Raw genomic sequence first — 24,680 nt, forward strand, 5'->3', positions numbered from 1 at the left:
CCTACCCCTCTATGATCTTCACAAAAAACCTGCGGTTCCTCGGGCCGTCATATTCGCAGAAATACAAATCCTGCCAGATCCCAAAGAGAATCTCTCCGTCATGCAGGACCAGTGTCTGAGACGGTCCTGTCATCGTGGTCTTCATATGTGCATGGGAATTGCCCTCCGCATGCCGGTAAAACGGTGCTTCTGTGGGGAATACTTCTTCAAACCCATGGAGCATGTCGTGTACGACATCCGGATCCGCATTCTCATTGATCGTAAATCCTGCCGTCGTATGGGGAGAAAATACTACGACGATCCCGTCCCTTATGCCGCTTTTCGCCACATCCTCCCTCACCATATTCGTCACTTTCATCATCTGCTGTGCATATTGTGTAGAAATGTGATGTTCATACAGATTCATGGATGATACCTCCTGTCTTTACTTTTTCAGATATTCCATCAGCCGGCTGTATTCTTTTTCCATCAGCTGATAGCCATGGTCATAAAACGCAGTCAGCGTTTCTTTGTTTCGTTCCAGCCTTGCCACCGGCTTCACGAGCGGTCGCAGAACAAAAATCTTTCCTTCCCTCTCCAATGCCTCCAGCTGGTTCATCGTCCGGTTATAATAAAAGCTTCTCCGAAGGATTGCCTTCACGAGCTTTGGATAGGAGCTGTAAGCCTTTCGGTATACCTCTGCCATCCCCTTGGACACTGTCTTTTTCCGATATCCCGCATTCCTTGTGAGCATAACCACGATCTTCTCATTGCCTTTGTCCAGTGCTCTTTTCAGAGGCACGCTGTCTGCCAGCCCGCCATCCAGATACGGTACGTCCTCAATATTTACAATCGGAGTGACCAGCGGCATGCTGCAGGATGCACGGCAGACCTTCATCAGCCTCTCCCTGCTTTTCTTTTCGTTAAAATACTCTGCCTTGCCTGTCAGACAGTTTGTTGCCACAAGCTCGCACTCCATCCCGGATTGAAAATATGCATCATAATCAAAAGGAATCAGCTGATTAGGAAAAACATCGAAGATCAGATCCATGTTCATCAGGCTCTTTTCCTTCACAAACTTGCGGAAGCCATAATAATAATTCCCGCTCTTATCTGTCGGTATCATGCAGTCCCTTGTCCTGCCCGGCTGTCTTGATACATAATCTACTGCATTGCAGGCGCCCGCCGAAACACCGATCACGTGTGACATATATAATTCCTTCTCCATCAGGTAATCCAATGCGCCTGATGTGAATACTCCTCTGGTAGCGCCGCCCTCCAGTACTAATGTTGCTTTCTGCATTTTTTATGCCTCCTCGCTTTTATGTTCCCATTATATAACGATTTTCCCAATTCGAAAACCTCAATCTTGTTAAATTTCCCGAAAACATACGGAAACCTTGCTATTTCCCTGCATCTCGTGTTAATATAAGCGTTGGGATAAAAGTAACTGCGCGGTCCTGCATTTTATAGGTAGCTTTCCGTGCAGTCTGAACACGATTTTTTAAAGGAGATTATGAACATGATCAGTGCAAATAATGTGACATTGCGCGTTGGAAAAAAAGCGCTGTTTGAGGACGTGAACATCAAGTTCACAGAAGGAAACTGTTACGGGATGATCGGTGCCAACGGTGCCGGAAAATCCACATTCCTAAAGATCCTGTCCGGCCAGTTAGAGCCGACAAAGGGAGAGGTAGTCATCACTCCGGGTGAGCGTCTTTCCTTCCTGCAGCAGGATCATTTTAAATATGACGAATATACGGTGCTGGATACGGTTATCATGGGAAATGCACGTCTGTATGAAATCATGAAAGAAAAGGAAGTCATCTACGCAAAGGAAGATTTTACAGATGAAGACGGAATCAAGGCCAGTGAACTGGAAGCGGAATTTGCTACCATGAACGGCTGGGAGGCAGAATCTGATGCCGCTACTTTGTTAAACGGACTGGGCATCGAAACGGAGCTCCACTATAAGTATCTGAAGGACTTAACAGGTCCCGAGAAGGTCAAGGTCCTCCTTGCCCAGGCATTATTCGGAAATCCTGACATCCTGCTTCTGGACGAGCCTACTAACCACTTGGACCTGGATGCGATCGCATGGCTGGAGGAATTTTTGATCAACTTCGAGAATACCGTGATCGTTGTATCTCATGACCGTTACTTCCTGAACAAGGTATGTACACAGATCGCAGACATCGACTACGGCAAGATCCAGCTCTATGCCGGCAACTACGATTTCTGGTATGAGTCCAGCCAGCTCCTGATCCGCCAGATGAAAGAAGCCAACAAGAAGAAGGAAGAAAAGATCAAAGAGCTGCAGGAATTTATTTCCCGGTTCAGTGCCAATGCTTCCAAGTCTAAACAGGCTACTTCCAGAAAGAAGGCTTTGGAAAAGATCGAGCTGGATGAGATCAAGCCTTCCAGCAGAAAATATCCTTACATCGATTTCCGTCCAAAACGTGAGATCGGAAACGAGGTCCTCACAGTAGAAGGGCTTTCCAAGACGATTGACGGCGAGAAGATACTGGACAATATCTCCTTTACACTGGGACACGATGATAAGGTTGCTTTTGTCGGCAGCAACGAGGTTGCCAAGACTGTATTGTTCAAGATCCTCATCGGCGAAATGGAACCGGACGAGGGGACATATAAATGGGGAATTACCACCTCACAGGCTTACTTCCCGAAGGATTTCGGCGGCGAATTCGATAACGATTACACGATCACAGAATGGCTGACTCAATACTCTGATGATAAGGATGCTACTTATGTCCGCGGCTTCCTGGGCAGAATGCTGTTTGCAGGGGAAGACGGCGTGAAACGTTTAAAGGTTTTGTCAGGTGGTGAAAAGGTGCGCTGCCTGCTTTCCAAAATGATGATCTCCGGCGCGAATGTCCTGCTCCTTGATGAGCCGACCAACCACCTGGATATGGAATCCATCACGGCTCTGAATAATGGAATGATCAAATTCCCGGGTGTGCTGCTCTTTACCTCACGCGACCATCAGATCGTCCAGACTACAGCCAACCGTATCATGGAAATCGTCCCGGGCGGTAAGCTGATCGATAAGATCACAACTTATGACGAATACCTTGAGAGCGATGAGATGGCAAGAAAGAGATATACTTATACTGTAGAAACAGAAGATGAAGACTAGAAGACATCCGGATCACAAAAGGAGTACCCTGCAGCTTTAGCAGAGTACTCCTTTTTATTCTTATCTTTTTATCCTTTACGCTTCTTCCAAGGCCTCAAGCAGCGCTTTTTTCCCTTCCTCTGAGCTCCTGATCTCCGGCTTCCTGCCTGACAGATAGTCTAACACATCACGCCACTCAGCAATAGAATAGGCGGAACTTTCCAAGTTTTCGATCACTTTGATAAGCGGATCATGAAACACGTTCTTTCTCAGATCCGATATATAATTCGCACCTACCTGATGTGTCAGGACTTCTAACAGCCCCTCTTCTTTTGACATAACTACTCCTCCTTATGGTACTGCGGATTAAAGCAGACTTTATTCTGCATTATTGTTAATATAATAATACATGGATGCATTTGTTGATGAAAAAGGTAGACTTTATTCTGCATTATTGTTAAGATTATCGTATATGGAATAAGTGATTTTTTTTAGGGATTATGTTACTCTTACCCAAGATTGAATAATACTTTTTTGTTTAAAACGTATATGAATGCATTTGTAGACCAAAGTCTACCTTTTTCATCAACAAATGCATCCATGTATTATTATATTAACAATAATGCAGAATAAAGTCTACCTTTTTCTACATTATTTCTTCCATATTTTTACATTTGTTCTTTCTGGATGCACCACTTTTTAAATGTTTTAAAGTCCACATGCAGCCTTCTGGAGGCTTCTCTTGCGCTGATCTCCTGCCGTTTCCACTGCCCATATACAAGCTCAAAGGAATTAGGTATCTTTAGGCATCTCCTGCCAAAATGTACCCCTTTCGCCTTTGCTACCGCTATTCCCTCAGCCTGTCTCTGCCGGATGCTTTCCCTCTCACTCTGTGCCACAAAGGACAAAAGCTGAAGTACGATATCCGCGATCAGTGTTCCTACCAGATCTTTTCCCTTGCGGGTATCCAAAAGCGGCATATCGATCACCACAATATCTGCTCCGATCTCCTTCGTTATGTATCTCCACTGCTCTATGATATCCTCGTAATTTCTGCCCAGCCGGTCTATAGACTTCACATATAATACGTCATCCTTTTTTAAGTTTTTCAGAAGTCTTTTATATTCCGGTCTGTCAAAATCTTTCCCTGATATCTTCTCCACATAAAGATTCTTATCCGGTATCTTCAAGGGCTCCATCGCAACCAACTGTCGTTCTACATTCTGGTCTTTTGAAGATACCCTGACATAACCAAAGCTTTTGTGCATTCCTTTCCCTCCTTTTACGACACTACTATTATCGCACATTTGTACGGGAGTGCTGTCTGGTATATTTTACCAGTTTTCGATTAGAAAGGCAAAGTGAAAGTAAATGAAATAACCTTTTCGAAAATCAAGGAAAAAATAAGGCACTGTCTGCCTCGGACAGCGCCATTTTGTGTATGGGGTTCTTCATTAATAAAATATTTTCCCTTCCTCGAGTATTTCCGGCCTGCCGTCAATTACTTGAACCTCTGTCACAGAGCAGTTCTTTGGCACCCCTTTTCCCCAGAAATCTCCAATATCCTCTTTCCCTTTGATAGAGTTCAACATGGCCGTCAACGCTGCCCCATGGGTAGAAATCAGAATGCTTTGGTCTTTCGCTTCTTCCTTTCCATATAATTCTTCTAGAAATTCACGGACCCGCTCTCCTACTTCCTGAATAGATTCACCGCCCTCAGGTGTTTTATAGTTGGCAGTATCGGTAAAAAATTTATTGAATACATCCCTGACAGGATCTTTCTCTTCCCCGTTGTAGCATATTCCCTCACATACACCGAATCCGATCTCCTTGATCCTCGGTTCATCATAAATCGGGACATTCCTCCCTGACAGAATGATTTCTGCAGTCTGACGGGCGCGGATCAGCGGACTTGTATATGCCGCGTCAAACTCGACGTCTCTCAGTCCCAAAGCCGTCTGTTCAGCCAGATAGACCCCATATTCATTTAAAGGGATATCTGAATGCCCCTGAACCTTTTTTAATTTATTCCACGCTGTCTCTCCATGACGGACAATATATAATTTCATCTCTATAAGCCTCCTGTATGTGTTTTATAATAGAATCTGTGCATACAGATCCATAATACCTTATTAAGTATAAACACTCCCTCCTTGTCAGTCAATGTTTCCTCCCTGTTTTCAGAATACATTCTTTGACCAGTCTCCTGCTTTTCTGCCGGAGCATTTCGCTTTTCATGCTTGTCTTTCATCCCATCTGCCGCTATAATAATCTGTAGTATCAAATGAAAATCTTAAGGAGGAATCCCTATGGAAAAAATAACAAGCTTCACCATAGATCATAACAAACTCGTGCCAGGTCTCTACGTCTCTAGAAAGGATCTTGTAAAAGAGCATCCGGTGACGACCTTCGATATCCGAATGACGAATCCTAACGAAGAACCGGTCATGAATACGGCAGAAGTCCACACTTTAGAGCACCTCGGTGCTACTTTTTTGAGGAATCATTCAGAATACAAGGAAAAGGTTCTTTACTTCGGTCCTATGGGATGCCGCACAGGCTTTTACCTGCTTCTGGCCGGTGACTATGAATCCGCAGATATCGTCCCGCTTATGCGCGAAATGTTCGCTTATATCGCGTCTTTTGAAGGCGAAGTTCCCGGGGCAAGCGCAAAGGACTGTGGAAATTATCTAGATATGAATCTTCCGATGGCTAGATATCAGGCAAAGAAATACCTAAACGAGGTATTGATCGACATTCAGGACACTCAGATGTACTATCCGGGGTAAGCATACAAAAAGGCAGATGATCTCGCTTCCGTTACAACGGCCAAGTTCATCTGCCTTATTCTATATACTTACGTCCTTATGCATTACTGCCCTGGGTACTCTTCTTCTCATCTCCGATCTCATGATCCGCAAGTCCCCGCATCTGTGCATCGGGTGCCCCCGCTGTGCAGCTCTCTTCTTTTCCCAGGATCTCATGACGAATGTAGCGAAAGGTTTCCTCCTCGCCTCTTACTGCCAGCATTTTCAAAAGCCTCTCCAAGAGCGCCTCTGTATCCTGGTGCATCAGATACTGTCCCTTGCCGCCCTGGAAATAGAGAAGCGGGTCTGTGTCTTTATACTCCGCACCTTTATAGATCTTACTGGCAGCGATCCTGTCTAAAAACATCTCCACCACATACCGGACAGGCATCCTCATTCCTGTCATTGTTGTATCCTTATTGTCTCCATAATCGATCCAATACTCATAATGGTGCTTATTTCGCCCTTTATGATGAAGCCATGCAAGGGAACATCCCGTCTCTTCGCGCTCCGCATTATTCGGGCTGCGATCCCCCTGATAATACTTACATCCCACCTTGAATTCGGTCCAGCTGTACTTAGAAAGGTCATGAAGGAGCCCTTGTTTGTATAAACCAACACGGAAGCACTCCTTCATCACCAAAATTTTATGTCTGGTTATCGTACAAAAATGCTGTACTGCTTTCATTTCCTTTTATGTCCTTCCTCTCTGCTATTTGCCTGACCATATTCAGGCCCTTCGTCTGCTGCACTTCTGCCGAATAGAAGAACGATGCTCCTTGGCTTTAATTCGATCATCTTCTGGTCCTCAAGAAGCCGCTCCTCTGCGAGGACTCCCTCCTGGGTCTCCATGACCTGATGCCACTTTTTCTTTTTCCCAAGGGTGGGAAGTGCAAAGGAATGCTTTTCCCAATGCATATTATAGGCAATAAAACAGTCCTCATCCTTCATCCCGCTTCCGCTGTAGAGGATTCCCAGCTGACGGCTTGCGATCTCTGCCGGTATCCTCCAGGCATTCTCTCCGTGGTAGGACACATCCGGAATTCCGCAGGCTGTCTGATCCAGGCCTGATAGAATATCAGACCGGTGAAGGACAGGATGGGCCCTGCGCAGAGCGATCAGCGCCTTCACATATTGGAATAAGGCATCCTGAGTCTTTAATTTGTTCCAGTTCAGCCAGGAAAGCTCATTATCCTGGCAGTATACATTATTATTTCCATTCTGTGTATTTCCAAACTCATCCCCGGCCAAAAGACATGGTGTTCCCTGTGCCATCAGAAGAAGAAACATGGCATTCTTCATCTGGTTTTTGCGAAGCTCTGCCACTGACCTCTTACGGCTGGGACCTTCAACTCCGCAGTTCCAGCTGTAGTTATAGTCAGGACCATCCTGGTTCTGTTCCCCGTTGGCTTCGTTATGCTTGCCGTCATAGGATACCAGGTCGGCCAGTGTAAAGCCCGTATGTGTTGTAACATAATTACAGCACCCGTCCTCCTTTGTATTATGGCGCAGTGCCCAGATCACATCGTTGACCATCCCCTCATCGCCTTTCAGGAAACGGCGCATGATATTCTGGAAACCATCCTCTTTTTTCATGATTTTAACACCCTTTAAGAGCGGATCATTTATCAGCATCTCCCATGGTACATTGTATGGATTTACAACAAAACCGTCAATATGGTATTCCAGCATATAATACTGCAGGCACTCCAGCGCCATCTGCGGCAGGATCCCCGGCGTAAACGGAGTTTCAAGCACCACCTCGATCCCTGCACTGTGGCATGCTTTTACCATCTCCTTCAATTCCCGTGACGCGCACCCCGACGCACTGTATGCGGCTTTGGGCGCGAAATACCTGCCTTTCCCATATCCCCAGTAATTCCGGTAATTACCACTGTATTCCTCGAATTCGTAGACGGGCATACACTGGATCTGATTGATCCCCAGCTCCTTTAGATAAGGGATCTTCTCTGCTACTCCCAAAAATGTCCCCTTATGCTTCACTCTGGAAGAGCTGTGCATAGTAAACCCTCTCACATGCAGACTATAGGCGATTACCTCATGATAGGGAATGGAAAGGCGCGTATCATCTCCCCAGTCAAACTCCCCCGCGCTGGCCTTTCCACGTATCCGGCCGGCCTGAAAGTCCTCCTTTAGCCCAAAAATGTGATGTCCCGTCAGCTTCTTTACATAAGGGTCGATCCACAGCTTTTCCTCCACCCGGTATAGGTATTCGTATTCCTGGGGATCAAATCCTTCCAGCGCCAGAAACCGCACCTCGCCCACGGCCTTTTCTCCCGGAAGATCGAACTCATACTCAGGCTCTTCTCTGCCAGCCTTATAGATCAGCAGCTGGCAGGGCTTTCCTCCCGGTACTGCCGCCGCGAAATTCGTCCTGTCCTTTTTAATGGTCACCCCCAGCGGATATGGATATCCCTGCACTTCTCTCATACGCATAAGTTCCTTTCTTCCTGTATTACTGCCATCCGTCCGTTCCATACATCTCTACATTTTCCTTATTGATGAAAAATGTATCTTCGTATATCTGTTCCTCATAATCCTTTCCTTCCAGAATGTTGATCCCTGTCTCAACCGCCTTTTTTCCGATATTGATCGGGGACTGTGCTCCGGTTCCCTCCATCAAAGTTCCCGGCTTCGTCAGTTCATTCTTCACATCCGGTGAGCCGTCCACGCCATATACAAGGATATCTTTTCTATTGGCCTTCTCGATGGCTCTGACTGCTCCCAGTGCGATCTGGTCGTTTCCACACATCACTGCATCGATCTGCGGGTTCTCTGCTAAAATCTTCTTCATCTCTGCCTGAGCCTCATCCAGCTTTCCGTTCACATCCGCCCTTGCTAACACTTCGAATCCTGCGCTTACGATCGCTCCCTCAAATCCTGTGATTCTTTCGTTGATGGAATTCATAGAAGGGCATTCCAAAATGACGATCTTCCCTCCGTCAGGGCGCTGCTTCACCAGGTCTTCTCCGCACAGAGCCCCTGCCTTCTTATTATCAGATCCCACATAAGCGGAGACCAGATCTGTCTGTTTGACCTGCGTGTCTATATTGATCACAGGGATATCGGCCTCCTTTAGAGCTTCCAACGCCGGTGTGATCTTCTCCCAGTCTACCGGACAGAGAAATACCGCATCAACGCCTTCCTCGATCATCTCCCCGATCTGCTTCACCTGAAGATCGGCATCAGATCCCGGATCCTTGCTGATCAGCTGATATTCCTCCTCATGAAGCGTCGTCTCGATGGACTTCTTAAGAGTATCAAAATAAGGGTTTCCCATATCGATACAGCTATAGCCGAAGATGTAACCATCGTACTCCTCCTGCTCTTCTTCACCTGCATCCTCCTCTGTTTCCTGTACTGCATTATCCTCAGGCGTACCTACATTTTTCTTGCATCCCGCAAGCATCACCGATGCCAGCAGCGCCGCAAAAAGTACGCTTAGTATTCTTCTTTTCATCTGGTATCCTCCTAATCAAAATTAAACTCAAGTCCCGTCTCTTCCATTCTACCTTGTTTCTCTTCAATGTCAATAGCTGCTGCTCTATGTTTTTCCCTTGCTTTTTATCTGTCTTTTTGTTAGAGTTAGTATATACCTGCAGGATAGACAAGAATCCTTCCTTAACAGGTCCGCTGCTTTCACTGCAGAATAAGCCGATGAATAAAGGAGATTATTTATGAACGAAAACGAATCACTTACCGTAACACTGACACTGGATAATGACGAGGAATTAGAGTGTGCCGTACTCACCATCTATGAGGTGGAAGGACAGCAGTATATCGCGCTGCTCCCACTGGATGAGGAAGGCAGCAATGATGACGGACAGGTTTTCCTCTACCGTTTCTCCGAAAGTGTTCCGGGTGAACCGGAGCTGGAGAACATCGAGGATGATGATGAATATGAGCGTGCCGCCGACAAGTTTGACGAGTGGCTCGACACCCAGGAATTTGAAGATCTGGACGAGGATTTAGACGAGGAATAATTCATCTACAAAGCGGGAAGGAGAGGTCTCCTTTCCGTTTTTATTTTTCACGTAACTGATCTTCAACAGTTCTTTCGCTCTTGTCATTGCCACATAAAAGAGCCGCCGTTCCTCCTCTACCCCCTGCTCCTTTAATGCCTTTTTGTAAGGGATTTGTCCCTCATTCGCTTCTATGATATAGACCGTATCAAACTCCAGCCCTTTCGCGGCATGCATGGTCATAAGACGGACTCCGTCATGGATCTCCTCACGCTTCTTTTCCCGGAGCTTTAATGCATTGGTATACTCTTCTACGTGTGTAAACCATTCTTCCAGAGTCGCATATGGGCGGGCTGCTTCCTCCAGCTCTGCCAGCACCTCGAAAAGATCGCTGCTCTTTACCCTTCTCTCCTTTGCATATTCCCTGAGAAAATCATCGTATCCGATCCGTTTCCGGAGATATTGGATCGCTGCATAGGGAGCCATCTTTACCAGCATTTTCAGATCCCACTCAAACTGATCCACGCGGTCCAGCATCCAGTCCTTATCACAGTAAAACCTCCGCAGATCCTCAAAGGCGACCGTCTTCCCGGACAGGCTGTCCCTCCCGATATAGCGCTTCGGCCGGTTCATGATCTGCAAAAATTCCTGTCTCTCCCGGCTTCCCAGCGCCATCTTGAAATATGTGCGGATATCCTTTGCTATAAAATGGTTATAGATATTGGGCATATGCTCCCGCATCTGGAACGGGATCTTACGCTCCATCAGCCCTTCTACAAGGGGTCTTGCATCCGTGTGGATACGGAACAAAACAGCAATATCCTCCGGTTTTATCCCCGCATCGATCCTGCCCTGGATCTCATCCAGCACATACCGGCCTTCCTCAACCGGGTCACGCACCTCCTGTACATGCAGGCTGGCGCCACGCTCTTTGTTGGCATGGATCGCCTTTTGGAAACGCAGTTCATTATTGGCGATCACTTTTAATGCGTTCTCCACGATATTCGAGGTAGAACGGTAATTGATATCCAAAAGGATCTGTTTTGCATTTGGGAAATCCTTCTGGAACTGGAACATCAGCTTTGCATCTGCTCCTCTGAACCCATAGATAGACTGATCGTCATCCCCCACTGCAAAAAGATTGTTCTCTGGACTGGCAAGCATCTTAATGACATCATACTGTACCTGATTGATATCCTGGAACTCATCGATTAAAATGTATTTAAACTTTTCCTGCCACATTTTCAGGATATCCGCTCTTGACTGAAATAATTCGCAGCAGAGTACCAGCATGTCGTCAAAATCAATCTTTCTCACACGTTTTCTCTCAGCCTCATATTCCCGGTATATATTCCTAAATGCTGCGGGATCACACTTTGAGGACTTATACGCCTCAATATCCATCCGGTTATTCTTAACCTTTCCGATCTCCGTCGCCATCTCATCCAGGAAATCCTCCTCATCAAAGATCTCGATATCCTGATGATTCACAACGTGCCGGATCAGCTGGTATTTTTCTTCTTCCGACAGAATATTCTGGGGGCCGAAACGGTACGCCCATTTCAGGATCCCGTAATAAATGCCGTGGAACGTCCCTACCGTAACGGGCAGCCTGCGATTTTCCATCAGCAGGATAAAGCGGTTCTTCATCTCCGCTGCCGCATACTTAGTAAAAGTAATGACCAGAATCTCTTCTGGCCGTACTTTCAACTCTTCTATCAGATATTTCATTCGATTCACGATTGTCAGGGTCTTACCGGAACCGGGACCCGCCAGGACAAGACATGGGCCTTCCCCATGAGTGACTGCTTCTGTCTGGGCTTTACTGAAACTCATATATCCCTCTTTCTGTCAAAAAATCTGCCGGGTGCAGTCAAAACACCTCCTGCACCCGGTCAGATCAGCCGCGCTGCGGCCTTAACTCAACTTTTCAATTGCTGCTTTGATTCTCTTTAAAGACTCTTCTTTTCCCAGGATCTCCATAAGCTCTGTTGCACCACCGGGTGTGTTCTGCTTGCCGGATACAGCCGTTCTGACCGGCCACATCACGTATCCGTTCTTGCAGCCCTTTTCTGCCACATATCCCTTTAATGTCTCAAACAGGGCATCGTTGCTGTAATCCTCCTGCGCCTCTAAAAGCGGAAGTACTTCGCTTAATACTTCCAGGGAAGTCTCTGCATTTGTCTTCATCTTCTTATGAGTATACATCGCGATATCGTATTCGGGAACCTCCTCAAAGAAATCGATCTGTTCTTTGATATCCGGGAATACTTCGATCCTTGTCTTGATCAGCCCGGCGATCTTTTTCAAATCATAGTCCTTAGTGATCACTTCTTTGATATACGGCTCTGCCATCTCATAAAATCTGTCAAAGTCCATTGCTTTTAAATATTCCCCGTTCATCCATTTTAGCTTTACGGTATCAAACACAGCCGGAGACTTACTCATATGCCGGTAATCAAATGCCTCCACCAGCTCTTCCAGGGAGAATATCTCCCTCGTATCTGCCGGGCTCCATCCGAGAAGCGCAACAAAGTTCACTACTGCCTCTGAAACAAAGCCCTGATCGATCAGATCCTCATAGGAGGAATGTCCGCAGCGCTTGCTCAGCTTCTTATGATTCTCATCTGTGATCAGCGGGCAGTGCACATATACCGGCACCTCCCATCCAAAAGCTTCGTAAAGGCGGTTATACTTCGGTGCAGAGGAAAGGTACTCATTTCCCCTGACAACATGTGTGATCTCCATCAGATGGTCATCGATCACATTTGCAAAATTGTAGGTCGGAAAACCGTCTGACTTGATCAGTATCATATCATCCAGCTCTGTATTGGGCACGGTGATATCTCCATAAATCTCATCATGGAAAGTGGTCGTTCCCTCATTCGGAACATTCAGACGGATCACCCACGGCTTCCCTGCCTTTAAATTCTCTTCCACTTCTTCCTTCGTAAGGCCCAGACAGTGTTTGTCATATACAACGATATCAGTTCCATCCTCAGATACAGAAGTTTTTAATGATTCCAGTCTCTCCTTATCGCAAAAGCAATAGTAAGCATCGCCCTGCTCAACAAGCTGCTTTGCATACTTTAAGTACAGCCCGGATGCATTCCTTACACTCTGAACATATGGGCCATATCCCGCATCCTTATCCGGCCCTTCATCATGGATCAGTCCTGTCTTCTCAAGGGTCCGGTAAATGATATCAAGCGCGCCTTCCACAAAACGCTCCTGGTCCGTATCCTCCACACGCAGGATGAAATCTCCTCCCTCGTGCTTAGCGATCAGATATGCATACAATGCAGTTCTTAAGTTTCCTACATGCATCCTCCCTGTCGGGCTTGGTGCGAATCTTGTTCTTACTTTACTCATGTCTTCTTCTCCATTTTCTGTTTCTTATTTTAATTTTGCCTGGTATTCTTTTACCAGCTTTTCTAAAAAATCATCTACTCTGCTGTAAATCACCACATCGGCCAGCTTATCCGAGAAATGCTCTTCATTGGTAATGAGAATCAGCTTATCACCATTATAATACGGAAGCAGCTTGTTACACAGCCCCGCATGGAGCCCTGTTCCTAAGACTAGGAGAACTTCCGCCTTCCTGATCTCCTCCGCCGCCCTGGTCACCACCCCATTATCCACCATCTCGCCGTACAGGCAGATTCCCGGCCGGACCGGGGTCTTACATTTCTCACACAAAGGAACGCTTTTGGACTGCTTTACATACTCCAGGGGATATCTCCTGCCACAGTGCGGACAGAAATTATCATATACGGAACCATGCAGGTTCACGGCATGCCTGCAGCCAGCCCTCTCTAGGAGGCCGAATATCCGCTTACTGACCTCACATTGCACAAGGCCGTATTCCTCCAGCTTCTGCAGATACAGATATCCCTTTCCCGGAGGGATCTCTGTCTGGGCAAGAATCTCCTTCTTGTAAAAATCAAAGAAGAGTTCTTTTCGTGTAGCATAAAAGGTGCTGCTTAGAATCTCTTCTGCAGAATAGCCATACTTCTGCTCAATGTCATATGCTTCCTCGCCATCCCGCAGTCCGGAATACCCATTCTCGTGAAGCATCTCGATCCCGCTCATCGCTACTGTATATTTACTCTCTTCCAACATTTGTAAAATATTACTGTTCAGCATACCCATCCCGCCTTTCTCATCCCTAAAACAATTGCCGCAGGTTCCTTCTTACTTTTATTATAAAGCAAGTCCCTAAATTGTTCAACAAACAAAACAGGGGGGATACCTTAATCTGCAGCTTATGCTGCGGACCCGCCCGCCAGGGCATGTGTTGCGGGATGCCCTTTGGGTATACCTTAATCCGCAGCTTATGCTGCAGCCTACTGCGTGCCAGTCTTTTTTATACGCACTTTGAAAATCGAGTCCATTATGAAAATAGCCAGGGCGATCACGCCTGCAACCTCAAGTGTCTGGATCAGATAGTAGCTGCTCCTCGCATTATCATTTGCGATCAGGTAGTACACGATCCTGTACATCCCTGCACCCGGTACAGTAGGCAGAATCCCGGCGATCAAAAAGATCGTCACCGGAGCCTTGAATATCCTCGCAAATGTGTGGGACATCAATGCGATCGCCAGTGCCGACAAAAAAGAGGCCAGAACCACATCCTGTCCCAGATTTACACTGAGCAGATAGACAAATCCTCCGATTCCTCCTACAATTCCGTCATGGAGCACATATTTACGCGGAGTCTCCAGGATGATGGCAAATGCGGACACTGCTGCAAAGCATCCCAAAACACCTAACACAAACATCATATCAGACCACCTCCCGGGAAAAATGCTCCCATCAGCGCCATGCCGGTACCGACTCCCAGCGCCACCGCCGCCGCGATCAGAAACGCTTCCAGGATTCTGGCTGCCCCTGAGATATAATCTCCCAGCAAAGTGTCACGCACCGCATTCGTAATTGCTACTCCCGGGACCAAAGGCATGATCGAGCTCATAGTGATCACATTATCATCTATCACAGGGATGAGCTGCTTCAATAAAATAGCTGCCACTGCAACCGAAAATGAACAGAGCAGATTTTGGATGAATCCATTGATCTGCAGCCTTTTCCCGACTGTCATCACAAGTGCCAGCACACCACCCGTCACTACAGCCGCTGCCATCTCTTTGAGTCCGCCTCCGAATAGAGGGGCAAACCCTGATGAGACCATGATGATCGCCACATTGAAGAGCCAGACCGGATATTGCTTGCGGCCGATTTTTTTCAGCCGTTCGTAAGCCTCTTCCAAGGGCAGATCACCGGCACAATACTTTCTGGAGATGTCATTCACTTCCATGATACTATTCAGATTCGTTCCCCGCTCCTGCACCCTCTTTGTGGCAGTGATCGGTTCCATGTCCGGATTCCCAAGTGTCGCCACGATCCCGGTCATCATCACACTCGCTTCCACGGTCTGGGCCTTAGTGGTGTTCAGAATATGGTTCATGGTATCCTCCACACGGTATGTTTCGGCACCGCTGCACAGCATCAGTTCACCTGCCAATATGGCAGTATTCATTACAAGTTTATAATCTATCATTGCATGTCCTGCCTTCTAATACAGTCACGCAGGGGATCCGTCTGCCGTCATGCAGAAAGTCCGGACCGCCTGCCTCTGCTTTTCCAAATACCTAGACATTTTAACACAAATCCCTGTCTTGTGGAAGACCCGACTTTCTCTGCCGGCTTTCTCCTAAAAACTCTTTCTTAAAGCAGAACTAAAAAAATTCTATCTCACTACAACATCAAATCCAGCGAAGATCTCCTGATACTGGGCAAGGTATTCTGACGGTGCAAAAATGACCAGGCCATTTCCGCTGCCTTGGCCAAATACATTACCTCCAACTTCGATCAGCTGACATGCCCTCATTTCAATCTTATTAAGTCTGGTACCCATAAGAGCGTAATCTGCCAGCCGGGTCACACTTGCCGGCATATTATAGACTCCGATCCGTCCCGATGGGAATGTAAGGAGAGTTGTCACATCCTTATCAAACAGCACGCCTTCCATACAGGTATAGCCCGGATTTCCCTCATCCACCCATATTCCAAACAAGTTCGTCATTTTAGAGAGGGCGCCTTCTTCTATATAAGTAATATTGGCCGGGATAGAGATCTCTGTGATCTCAGACTCCAGCCCTGTAAAGGCACTGCTTAGTATTCCTGTACATCCTTCCGCCGGCAGTTCCAAATATCCGTCTGTAGCTCCTGCCTCCTCAAGTGAGAGAGCATAGATCAGTCCTTCCTCATTTACCTGGAACCCTGCCAGTGGATCCACTTCCACATCGCTTTCACCGTCCGGTATCTCGGGTTCTGCCGGATCGTCCGGTATCGCCGGAGTATCCGGCGCATCCGGGACTGCCGGATAATCTGGAATATCCGGGCTTTCGGGAGTATCCGGTACAGAAGGATGATCCGGCAGAACTGGATACTCCGGTATTTCCGGCAGGTCAGGAGCCGCCGTATCGTCCGAACCATCCGGGTTAGCCGGATGTTCCGGTATACTTGGCACCACCGGCTGTTCAGACTCTGTGGAATAATCCGGAACCGTATTGTTTTCCGAAACACCAGGCAGTATATCTGCACCCGAAATATTCGGTATGGTTATCTCTGTCCCTGTTCCGCTTTCGCACAGAAGTTCTTTTGGCAGATCTGTTCCTGTATGAAAGTCAAACAAACTTTCTGTCCACTCATCATACCTGCCCGGACTGGGAGGCATGATCAATGCGGGAACGTCCTGGTCCCCATATCTTAATCTGTTAACGCTTTCAAGCAGACTTCTTTTGGGAAGCTTTACTCCGGTTTTCCCGTTCAGAGAAATGTGATCTCCTGTTGCCGGTGTCCTGTAGGCTCCACCCTCTGTGCTTTCATTCACAACCGGGACAGCCTCTTCTTCCAGAGCCGGCAATTCACACGCCATTCCAAAGATACACATTACCGCCAAGGTCCGATAAGCTACTCTGGCAAATCTTTTCCTATTCCTTTCGTTCTCGAAAACGTTTACACAATATTCCATTTTAATCACCTGTATTTTCTATAATTTTCCAATAAACACCCACGATTATAGATTTTACAAAAGAAAAAGGAATCCTGCAACCAATTTTGCAACATTCCTTTACATTTCTATAAAATTGACGGTTCTTCGTCCTACCAGCTGCCGCCTCCTCCGCCGCCAAATCCGCCTCCGGAAAAGCCGCCGCCCCCTCCGGAAAAGCCGCCGAAGTTTCCTCCGGAACCTGTACCTGTCGAAGCCGGAGGGCGGGTAACTGCCAGAGTAGATGCAGTTTTATTCAATCCGCTCACCATCAGACGGTTGAACATATAGTAATCAAAAAACGTATAACTGTGATAAGGTGCATACCACTGAGGGGCAGGAAGAGCAAGGCTTTTCAGTTTTTCTGCAAACACATCAGAAAGTCCGAATACATAAGCATAGGGTATGATGTGGTAAAACCACTGGGGATCCGTCTTGGCCAGCTCATTCATGCGTTCCAGCTCCGCAGTCTCTATAAAATCTCTTAAACCTGCCAGACATCCCATCCATTCAATGCATTTGGAAGTACGGCGTTTCATAAATCCGGTCATGAGCACCATCGCCCCGGTCATCAGTAAAAGCAGGACTAAGACCCAAACATAATGAAATATCTCCCTCTGCCGGACACGCACAACATAGCTGCCGGTATATACAGCCATGGACAGAAAGCATACCGTCAGTGTAACGGCCGCGGTGCCTTTTCTCGAAACTGCCGCCTTGGCATACCATGCATCAATATTTTTACAAAAGATCAGAACCCCTGCCAAAAGCAGTACCCAAAGGAGGATATAAAGCACCCCTCTTCGCAGTGTGATATAGGAATAGATCCCATCTGCAATGATAAACCAGCCGATCGGAAGCGTACATAAGGCCGCTGATATCCACCTTGCAATCTTGGAGGAATGCGTATACAGCATATCCTCACCCTGCTTTTTAAAGAAATTCTGTAATTGGCTTTTCGCAGTATCCAGGGTGCCGGCAAACTTATACTCCAGATCTTTGATCTTCCATTCTTCTCCATTATGAAACAGCTTATTAAATATCGTATGCTGGTAGTTCGGAGAATCTGCCGGCAGGTCAGACAGTTTATACAGGCACAGCTCATGGTCAGCCAGCTCTTCAATACGCAGATATCCTTTGTCCGCCCAATAGATGATCAGAGAAAGTAGATCCTTATCCTGTGCCTTTCCATCGATAATATAACCGACCGCAGCACTGTCCAGACCATCCGGCGGCCTGAACTGGATGGAAGGGATCATCTGTTCATCTCTTCCGAATCTTAAAAACAGAAACAAAATGATGAGAAAAATGACAACTCCCGGTCCAAGCAAAAGCCACGGCAGAAAGGAAAGACGGTCTGTGTTTGTAAAATATCCTGCCTTCATAGGTACACGAAACGTGATCCCCTCCCCAAGCTCCAGACCTGTTTTCAGGATTCCGGTCATGGTATTTCCCGACCAGGAAATATTCAATATCTCCCGGGCATCTTTTGTCTCCCCGTATGCACCATAATAAAAGCGAAGGTCATTGCGGTTAAATTCCTTTGGAAATGTGACAGAAAAACGGCTGCCTTCCGGGATCGGATTCTGCCACTGCCCCGGTATTACATTATAGGCTGCATCGTGATATCCCTTTTCCTGTACACTCGGAGTGAATATATAATGAATCTGATACTCCTTAGGACCGGTCATACTGGAATACTCTGAACCGATCTTGAAGACTTTGCTGCCATTCGAGGTATCCCTGGTAAAATCTTCGCTGATTTTTACATCTGATACCTCAGCATAATACGGGACTGCCTGGTATCCGCCGTCCGTGCCGGCCGTGTAGACCACGCCCTTATATGGGATATACCGGTAGATCCCATGGCGGGCCTGCAAAAAATTTACGCCGATATGTTCTGTCACCTCATAGGACTGGTCTTCCCTGACCACAATATCCGTATTGAAATATTGGGTGCTCATAGCCGTATCATTTTGAATCACGTCTTTCCCCGAAGCCTGCAGCGACTCCACAAACCCGGAACCATATGTCACGGCCAGCCAGATCAATATCCAGACCAACATGGGAACTGCCTTTGTATTATATCTTTTCATAAACATATCTCCTATGTCCGGTTACTTGAAACCACCGTCTTTACAGATTTTCTGTCAAAGAGGATCTCTAAAGTCCGCTTTGCTGCTTCCTTGGTGAAATCAAAAAGAAACCTTCACATTCTCCCTCTGTTCCGCTTCGCTTACTTCATATAATGCTCTTCTCTTAAATCCGAAGACTGCTGCTGCCAAATTCCCCGGGAACATCTCGATCTTAGTGTTAAAACGGTTCACAACACCATTGTAGTATCTCCTGGAACCTGCGATCTCTTCTTCGATCTGTGAAAGCTGCTGGGTCAGCTGCAGGAAATTCTGGTTTGCCTTTAGATCCGGGTAGGCCTCTGACAAGGCAAACAGAGACTTCAATGTACCGCTCAATATATTATCTTTTTCAATCTTATCCTCTACCGTAGAAGCATTCATCGCGGCATTTCTGGCTAAGATCACCTTCTCCAGTGTCCCGGATTCATGCTTTGCATATCCTTTCACTGTTTCCACATAATTAGGGATCAGATCGTATCTCTTTTTCAGCGAGACGTCCATTGCCGAAAACGCTTCTTCTGTCTTATTCCTCAGCTTCACAAATCCGTTGTACGAGCTCACCAGCCAGACTGCAATAATGACTACAATGATAAGAATTATCCATACTGCCATATAAAACCCTCCTTTTCTTATTATTGTACCCCATATAAAGTAATACCGCAATAAAAAGCCTGGACGAACGGCGTGAGAGGCATCCCACGCCATCCTGTCCAGGCTTTTAAAGTGTTGGATTCGAATCTTTATAAAGCAGCGCGGACCTTCGGCATCCGCTTTGCTGATTTCTCATAACTTCATACTATACATTGATCTCTGCTTTTACTCCGAGTACTGCTTTATTTTCTTCCAGCAATGGAGTGATGACGTTCTTTAAGTATGCTTCTACCTGTTCTTTAGCACGTCCCACGTACTTCGCCGGATCCATGGTCTTCTGGAGGTCCTCAAGGCTCATATTAAAGGCTTCGTCTGCTGCGATCAACTCTAACAGGTTGTTGTCCAATCCTTTTTCCTTTACGTTCCTTCCTGCTTCCATGGAAAGTTCTCGGATTCTCTCGTGCAGCTCCTGTCTGTCTCCGCCGGCCTTTACGGCATCCATCATGATGTTCTCAGTCGCCATAAACGGCAGCTCGGACATCAGACGCTTCTCAATTACCTTTGGATAGACAACCAGGCCGTCCACCACGTTCAGACAGAGATCTAAGATCCCGTCGATTGCCAGAAAGCCTTCCGGCACGCTCAAACGCTTGTTCGCGGAGTCATCCAGAGTTCTCTCAAACCACTGTGTCGCAGATGTGACCGCCGGATTTAAGGCATCGATCATCACATATCTGGACAGGGATGCGATCCTCTCACTTCTCATCGGGTTTCTCTTATATGCCATGGCTGAAGAGCCGATCTGTGTCTTCTCAAACGGCTCTTCTACCTCTTTTAAATGCTGTAGCAGACGGATATCATTGGAGAACTTATGTGCACTTGCAGCGATCCCTGCGAGCACATTCAAGACTCTTGTGTCTACTTTTCTTGAATAGGTCTGGCCGGAAACAGGGTAACATGCCGCAAATCCCATCTTCTGTGCGATCATCGGGTCGATCTTATCGATGGTCTCCTGGTCGCCGTCAAAAAGTTCCAGGAAGCTTGCCTGTGTCCCTGTGGTCCCCTTGGAACCAAGAAGCTTTAAGCTGCCAAGCACATAATCCAGATCCTCCAGATCCATCTCAAATTCCTGCATCCACAGAGTTGCTCTTTTTCCGACAGTGGTCGGCTGTGCCGGCTGGAAATGTGTGAATGCAAGTGTCGGCTGTGCCTTATACTCATCTGCAAACTTCGCAAGCTCAGCGATGACATTCACTAACTTCGTGCGGACCAGTTTTAACGCCTCAGACATCACGATGATATCTGTGTTATCTCCTACATAGCAGGAAGTCGCACCCAGGTGGATGATCCCTTTCGCTTTCGGACACTGCACCCCGTATGCATAAACATGTGACATAACGTCATGGCGTACAACTTTTTCACGCTCTTTCGCCACATCATAATTGATATCCTCAGCATGGGCTTTTAGTTCCTCGATCTGCTCGTCTGTGATGTTCAATCCCAATTCCTTCTCTGTCTCGGCCAGGGCGATCCAAAGCCTTCTCCATGTCCGAAACTTCTTGTCCGGTGAAAATATATACTGCATCTCTTTGCTGGCATAACGCTCTGAAAGAGGGCTGACATAACGATCCGTACTCATAAATGTTATCTCCTATTCATTTCAAAATATAATCATAATCCAGAATTCTTTCTTCATCTGATCTATTCGTACATCAGCCGCGTATATAAATACGCGGCTGGTATTAGACGATCTTGGTGTATCTTATTTAATGCCGATACGCTTGAATACTTCCTGGTAAGCATCTTCTACATTGCCCATGTCTCTGCGGAAACGGTCCTTGTCCAGCTTCTCATGAGTCTCTTTATCCCACAGTCTGCATGTATCCGGTGAAATCTCGTCAGCCAGGATGATATCTCCGTGGAATCTTCCGAATTCGATCTTAAAGTCGATCAGCTCGATGCCTGCCTCATCAAAGAACTTTCTCAACACATCGTTTACTTTAAATGTATATTCTGTGATCTTGTCGATCTCTTCTCTTGTTGCTGCCCCGATGGCGATCGCAAAGTAATCGTTGATCATCGGATCTCCGAGATCATCGTCCTTGTAGCTGAATTCCAGAGTTGGTGCAAGTAACTTTCTTCCCTCCTCGATTCCCAGCTTCTTGGAAAAGCTTCCTGCTGCCACGTTACGCACGATCACTTCAAGCGGAACGATCTCTACTTTCTTTACTGCTGTCTCACGGTCGCTTAATTCCTCAACATAGTGTGTCGGTACACCTTCTTTTTCCAGTACCTGGAAGATATAGTTGGTCATACGGTTGTTGATCACGCCTTTTCCAACGATCGTTCCTTTTTTCTCCCCGTTGAATGCGGTTGCATCATCTTTATAGTCTACGATTACAATATCTGGATCCTCTGTAGAAAATACTTTTTTTGCTTTGCCTTCGTAAAGCTGCTCTAATTTTTTCATACGTTTACACCTATCCTTCTTGTATTTTTCGTGATTCATAGAGTACGACCATCTTTTGTAATATAAAATTGTGGTCTCGCACACTGATTATAATACAAGGCAGAGGGAAAATCAATATACCCTCTGCCTTGTATCATCTAATGTTCATTATTTATTTTCGCGGTTATATATAAGTTATACTTATATTACACACCTTATTTATCAAAATTCTTCTGACAGTTTCCCTAGAAATTCCTTCATCCTTGTATTGTCAGAACCGAACACTTCCTCCGGCGTTCCTTGTTCTGCAATGACTCCTTTATCCATGAAAATGATCTTATCTGCCACATTTTTTGCAAAATTCATCTCATGGGTCACGATCACCATAGTCATATGTTCCGCCGCCAGATCCTTGATAACCTTCAAGATCTCCCCTGTCAGCTCCGGGTCAAGCGCAGATGTGGGCTCGTCAAAAAAGAGGATCTTCGGATTCATTGCCAGGGCCCGCGCGATAGACACTCTCTGCTGCTGGCCGCCGGAAAGCTGATACGGATAGGCATTCTCCTTATCCGCAAGCCCCATCTTTTGAAGCAGTACCCTAGCCTCTTTATAAACCTCTTCTTTATTACGCTTCTGCACCTTGATCGGGGCATCCGTGATATTTTTCAATACAGAAAAGTGCGGAAACAGATTGAAGCTCTGGAACACAAGCCCATACTCTCCTTCATAGTGGATCTCTCCTGCATCCGGTGTTTCCAGATTGGTCGCACAGCGAAGAAGTGTAGACTTCCCGGAACCGGAAGGTCCGATGATCGCCAGTACCTCCCCTTCCTCCACAGTCAGGGAAATGTCTTCCAACACTCCAAAGCCGTCAAAACTTTTCTTGATATGCTTCATTTCCAACAAACTCATGACATTTCCTCCTATTGATAGTAATTCAACTTCTTCTCGATCCCTTCCATGATCACTGCCACAACCAGGTTAAAGATGTAATAGAAAACACCTGCTGCGATCAGCGGTATCACAGAAGTCTGTGCAGAAGAAATCTGTTTTGCCGTGGTAAACATCTCTGCCACTGCGATCGCAAATGCCAGAGACGTATCCTTCACAAGAGTAATGACTTCATTTGTCACGGAAGGCATGATCCGTTTGACCACCTGCGGAAAGATGATCCTGAAAAATGTCTGTATCCTGCTGTATCCCAAAAGCTTTGCCGCCTCATACTGCCCCACCGGCATGGATTCTATTCCTCCGCGGTAAATCTCTGCAAAATAGGCGGCATAGTTGATGGCAAAAGCGATCAACGTTGCTGTAATTCTATATGTGGTAGTGATCTGTATCCCAAATATGTAATACGGTCCGAAATAGACCACCATAAGCTGCAGCATGAGCGGAGTCCCGCGCATGATAGAAATATACGCCTTTGTGATCCACTGGACCGGCTTTATCTTTGACATCCTTCCAAATGCCACGATCAGTCCCAATGGCAGGGAAAACAAAAGAGTAGAAAAAAATATTTCAAGCGTGACTAACATACCGCCTGACATCTGGCTTATCATCGCCATCAAACTAATCTTCATCGATTCATCCTCCGGGTTCTTAAACTGGATAAAAGGCCAGAGATTATTTCCGGCCTTTTGCTTCCTTACTTTATCATTTCACTATTACTATTTTCCCAGGCAGACTGCATCCTCAACGCCCCATTTTTCTGCGATCTTCATGAAAGTGCCGTCCTCCGCCATCTCATTGAGTGACTTCTGAACCTGGTCTCTTAACTTCTCATTGCCCTTCTTAAATCCGATTGCGTACTGCTCAGAAGAGATCGGCTCATCCAATGCCACATATCCGCCGCCTCTGGATTCGATCTGGTACTTCGATACTCCCACATCCATAGCAACTGCTTCTGCAGCTCCTGCTTCCAGATCCATAAATGCCGTATTATAATCCGGCACCTGAGTCAGCTGTCCAAAGGTATCGGCCAGCTCCTTCTGGTCTCCCTCCAGCGCTGCCAAAGCTGATGAATCAGCCTGTACCTCTACGATCTTACCAGCAAGGTCTTCCAGGGATTTGATCCCTGATTTTTCTGATACAACCACTACCTGGCTGTTGTCCACATACGGATCAGACCATGTATATTCGTCCTCACGTCCGTCCATCGTAAACCCGTTCCAGATACAGTCGATAGTCCCGGAATTCAGCTCCATGTCCTTGGCATCCCAGTCGATCGGCTGCTTTACAAGCTCCCAGCCGTTCCTGTCACAGACTTCCTGTGCCAGATCCAGGTCAAACCCTACATACTCTCCGTTGTCATCTTTATAGCCATAAGGCGGGAAGTTCGCATCAAATCCAAGAATAAATTTGTCTCCCTCGGCCTTTTCTACATTCGCCGCTTCCGTCTTTGTTGTCTCCTTCTTATCAGAATCACCGGATCCCTTGGAATCCGTTTCTTTTTCTCCGCATCCTGCCAATGCAGTCGTTAACATCAGTGTCGCTGCCAGAGCTAATGCCAGTTTTCTTTTCATAAGTTCGTCCTCCCTTGCGCGGCGCTT

General features: G+C 46.6%; 24 protein-coding genes. 3 read left to right on the top strand and 21 right to left on the bottom strand.

Translation table 11 applies throughout. The features are described from left to right. Position 1: 1 nt before the first annotated feature. Both AC4OGX_RS21640 and AC4OGX_RS21645 read right to left on the bottom strand, forming a co-directional pair. The gene (locus AC4OGX_RS21640; RefSeq protein WP_493332969.1) at positions 2 to 406 is read right to left on the bottom strand and encodes a secondary thiamine-phosphate synthase enzyme YjbQ; all 405 of its coding nucleotides are present in this window, start codon (positions 404 to 406) and stop codon (positions 2 to 4) included. 18 nt (positions 407 to 424) lie between these two features. Then, on the bottom strand, positions 425 to 1,282 hold the full coding sequence (locus tag AC4OGX_RS21645) for a patatin-like phospholipase family protein (RefSeq protein ID WP_493332970.1): 858 nt from the start codon (positions 1,280 to 1,282) through the stop codon (positions 425 to 427). 219 nt (positions 1,283 to 1,501) lie between these two features. Between AC4OGX_RS21645 and AC4OGX_RS21650 the strand changes: the two genes are divergently transcribed. Then, entirely contained in the window at positions 1,502 to 3,136 is a 1,635-nt protein-coding gene (locus AC4OGX_RS21650) for an ABC-F family ATP-binding cassette domain-containing protein (RefSeq protein ID WP_493332971.1), read from the top strand. Positions 3,137 to 3,211: 75 nt separating this feature from the next. Here the strand turns inward: AC4OGX_RS21650 and AC4OGX_RS21655 are convergent, their stop codons facing one another. The 3 genes from AC4OGX_RS21655 to AC4OGX_RS21665 form a co-directional block, all read right to left on the bottom strand. Next, the gene (locus tag AC4OGX_RS21655) at positions 3,212 to 3,454 is read right to left on the bottom strand and encodes a hypothetical protein (RefSeq protein WP_493332972.1); all 243 of its coding nucleotides are present in this window, start codon (positions 3,452 to 3,454) and stop codon (positions 3,212 to 3,214) included. Positions 3,455 to 3,783: 329 nt separating this feature from the next. Further along, on the bottom strand, positions 3,784 to 4,383 hold the full coding sequence (locus AC4OGX_RS21660) for a recombinase family protein (RefSeq protein ID WP_493332974.1): 600 nt from the start codon (positions 4,381 to 4,383) through the stop codon (positions 3,784 to 3,786). A gap of 186 nt (positions 4,384 to 4,569) precedes the next feature. Continuing rightward, positions 4,570 to 5,184, bottom strand: a complete 615-nt coding sequence (locus tag AC4OGX_RS21665) for a histidine phosphatase family protein (protein ID WP_493332975.1) — start codon at positions 5,182 to 5,184, stop codon at positions 4,570 to 4,572. A gap of 240 nt (positions 5,185 to 5,424) precedes the next feature. On the opposite strand from AC4OGX_RS21665, the gene AC4OGX_RS21670 reads away from it, so the two are divergent. After that, positions 5,425 to 5,904: an S-ribosylhomocysteine lyase gene (locus AC4OGX_RS21670; RefSeq protein WP_493332977.1), complete on the top strand. Its 480-nt coding sequence runs from the start codon at positions 5,425 to 5,427 to the stop codon at positions 5,902 to 5,904. A gap of 76 nt (positions 5,905 to 5,980) precedes the next feature. Here AC4OGX_RS21670 and AC4OGX_RS21675 read toward each other — a convergent pair whose 3' ends face one another. The 3 genes from AC4OGX_RS21675 to AC4OGX_RS21685 are packed head-to-tail and all read right to left on the bottom strand — an operon-like array spanning position 5,981 to position 9,403. Further along, entirely contained in the window at positions 5,981 to 6,610 is a 630-nt protein-coding gene (locus AC4OGX_RS21675) for a DUF5662 family protein (RefSeq protein WP_493332979.1), read from the bottom strand. Beyond that, positions 6,607 to 8,373 carry an alpha-amylase family glycosyl hydrolase gene (locus AC4OGX_RS21680; protein WP_493333068.1) on the bottom strand — a complete coding sequence of 589 codons (1,767 nt, stop codon included), beginning with the start codon at positions 8,371 to 8,373 and terminating at the stop codon, positions 6,607 to 6,609. The genes AC4OGX_RS21675 and AC4OGX_RS21680 overlap by 4 nt, the downstream gene beginning before the upstream one ends. 25 nt (positions 8,374 to 8,398) lie before the next feature. Beyond that, complete coding sequence (locus AC4OGX_RS21685; RefSeq protein WP_493332980.1) at positions 8,399 to 9,403, bottom strand: sugar ABC transporter substrate-binding protein; 1,005 nt, start codon at positions 9,401 to 9,403, stop codon at positions 8,399 to 8,401. A 217-nt stretch (positions 9,404 to 9,620) separates the two neighbouring features. Here AC4OGX_RS21685 and AC4OGX_RS21690 point away from each other — a divergent pair, with 217 nt between their 5' ends. Continuing rightward, positions 9,621 to 9,926 carry a DUF1292 domain-containing protein gene (locus tag AC4OGX_RS21690; RefSeq protein WP_493332982.1) on the top strand — a complete coding sequence of 102 codons (306 nt, stop codon included), beginning with the start codon at positions 9,621 to 9,623 and terminating at the stop codon, positions 9,924 to 9,926. Here AC4OGX_RS21690 and AC4OGX_RS21695 read toward each other — a convergent pair. From AC4OGX_RS21695 to AC4OGX_RS21755, 13 genes are all read right to left on the bottom strand, one after another. Then, positions 9,912 to 11,741, bottom strand: a complete 1,830-nt coding sequence (locus AC4OGX_RS21695; protein WP_493332983.1) for an ATP-dependent helicase — start codon at positions 11,739 to 11,741, stop codon at positions 9,912 to 9,914. The two genes, AC4OGX_RS21690 and AC4OGX_RS21695, sit on opposite strands and share 15 nt — an antisense overlap. Positions 11,742 to 11,822: 81 nt before the next feature. Next, positions 11,823 to 13,277, bottom strand: coding sequence for a glutamate--tRNA ligase (gene gltX / locus AC4OGX_RS21700; protein WP_493332984.1), 1,455 nt, complete (start codon positions 13,275 to 13,277; stop codon positions 11,823 to 11,825). Between the two features lie 24 nt (positions 13,278 to 13,301). After that, positions 13,302 to 14,051 (bottom strand): SIR2 family NAD-dependent protein deacylase, encoded by a 750-nt coding sequence (locus tag AC4OGX_RS21705; protein WP_493332986.1) that lies wholly within the window; start codon positions 14,049 to 14,051, stop codon positions 13,302 to 13,304. A 200-nt stretch (positions 14,052 to 14,251) separates the two neighbouring features. After that, positions 14,252 to 14,689, bottom strand: a complete 438-nt coding sequence (locus AC4OGX_RS21710; protein WP_493332987.1) for a threonine/serine exporter family protein — start codon at positions 14,687 to 14,689, stop codon at positions 14,252 to 14,254. After that, the gene (locus AC4OGX_RS21715; protein ID WP_493332988.1) at positions 14,686 to 15,462 is read right to left on the bottom strand and encodes a threonine/serine exporter family protein; all 777 of its coding nucleotides are present in this window, start codon (positions 15,460 to 15,462) and stop codon (positions 14,686 to 14,688) included. The genes AC4OGX_RS21710 and AC4OGX_RS21715 overlap by 4 nt, the downstream gene beginning before the upstream one ends. A 189-nt stretch (positions 15,463 to 15,651) precedes the next feature. Beyond that, positions 15,652 to 16,938 carry a leucine-rich repeat domain-containing protein gene (locus AC4OGX_RS21720; protein WP_493332989.1) on the bottom strand — a complete coding sequence of 429 codons (1,287 nt, stop codon included), beginning with the start codon at positions 16,936 to 16,938 and terminating at the stop codon, positions 15,652 to 15,654. Positions 16,939 to 17,069: 131 nt separating this feature from the next. Then, positions 17,070 to 19,052 (bottom strand): DUF2207 family protein, encoded by a 1,983-nt coding sequence (locus AC4OGX_RS21725; RefSeq protein ID WP_493332991.1) that lies wholly within the window; start codon positions 19,050 to 19,052, stop codon positions 17,070 to 17,072. A gap of 99 nt (positions 19,053 to 19,151) precedes the next feature. Continuing rightward, positions 19,152 to 19,703 (bottom strand): LemA family protein, encoded by a 552-nt coding sequence (locus AC4OGX_RS21730; protein WP_493332994.1) that lies wholly within the window; start codon positions 19,701 to 19,703, stop codon positions 19,152 to 19,154. A gap of 184 nt (positions 19,704 to 19,887) precedes the next feature. After that, positions 19,888 to 21,321: an adenylosuccinate lyase gene (purB, locus tag AC4OGX_RS21735; RefSeq protein WP_493332995.1), complete on the bottom strand. Its 1,434-nt coding sequence runs from the start codon at positions 21,319 to 21,321 to the stop codon at positions 19,888 to 19,890. 123 nt (positions 21,322 to 21,444) lie between these two features. Then, the gene (gene purC / locus AC4OGX_RS21740) at positions 21,445 to 22,152 is read right to left on the bottom strand and encodes a phosphoribosylaminoimidazolesuccinocarboxamide synthase (RefSeq protein ID WP_493332997.1); all 708 of its coding nucleotides are present in this window, start codon (positions 22,150 to 22,152) and stop codon (positions 21,445 to 21,447) included. 201 nt (positions 22,153 to 22,353) lie between these two features. Further along, entirely contained in the window at positions 22,354 to 23,043 is a 690-nt protein-coding gene (locus AC4OGX_RS21745; RefSeq protein WP_493332998.1) for an amino acid ABC transporter ATP-binding protein, read from the bottom strand. A gap of 11 nt (positions 23,044 to 23,054) precedes the next feature. Then, positions 23,055 to 23,711, bottom strand: a complete 657-nt coding sequence (locus AC4OGX_RS21750) for an amino acid ABC transporter permease (protein ID WP_493333000.1) — start codon at positions 23,709 to 23,711, stop codon at positions 23,055 to 23,057. An 87-nt stretch (positions 23,712 to 23,798) separates the two neighbouring features. After that, positions 23,799 to 24,653, bottom strand: coding sequence for an amino acid ABC transporter substrate-binding protein (locus AC4OGX_RS21755; RefSeq protein ID WP_493333001.1), 855 nt, complete (start codon positions 24,651 to 24,653; stop codon positions 23,799 to 23,801). Positions 24,654 to 24,680 lie beyond the last annotated feature (27 nt).

The organism is Faecalicatena sp. (assembly GCF_058819085.1).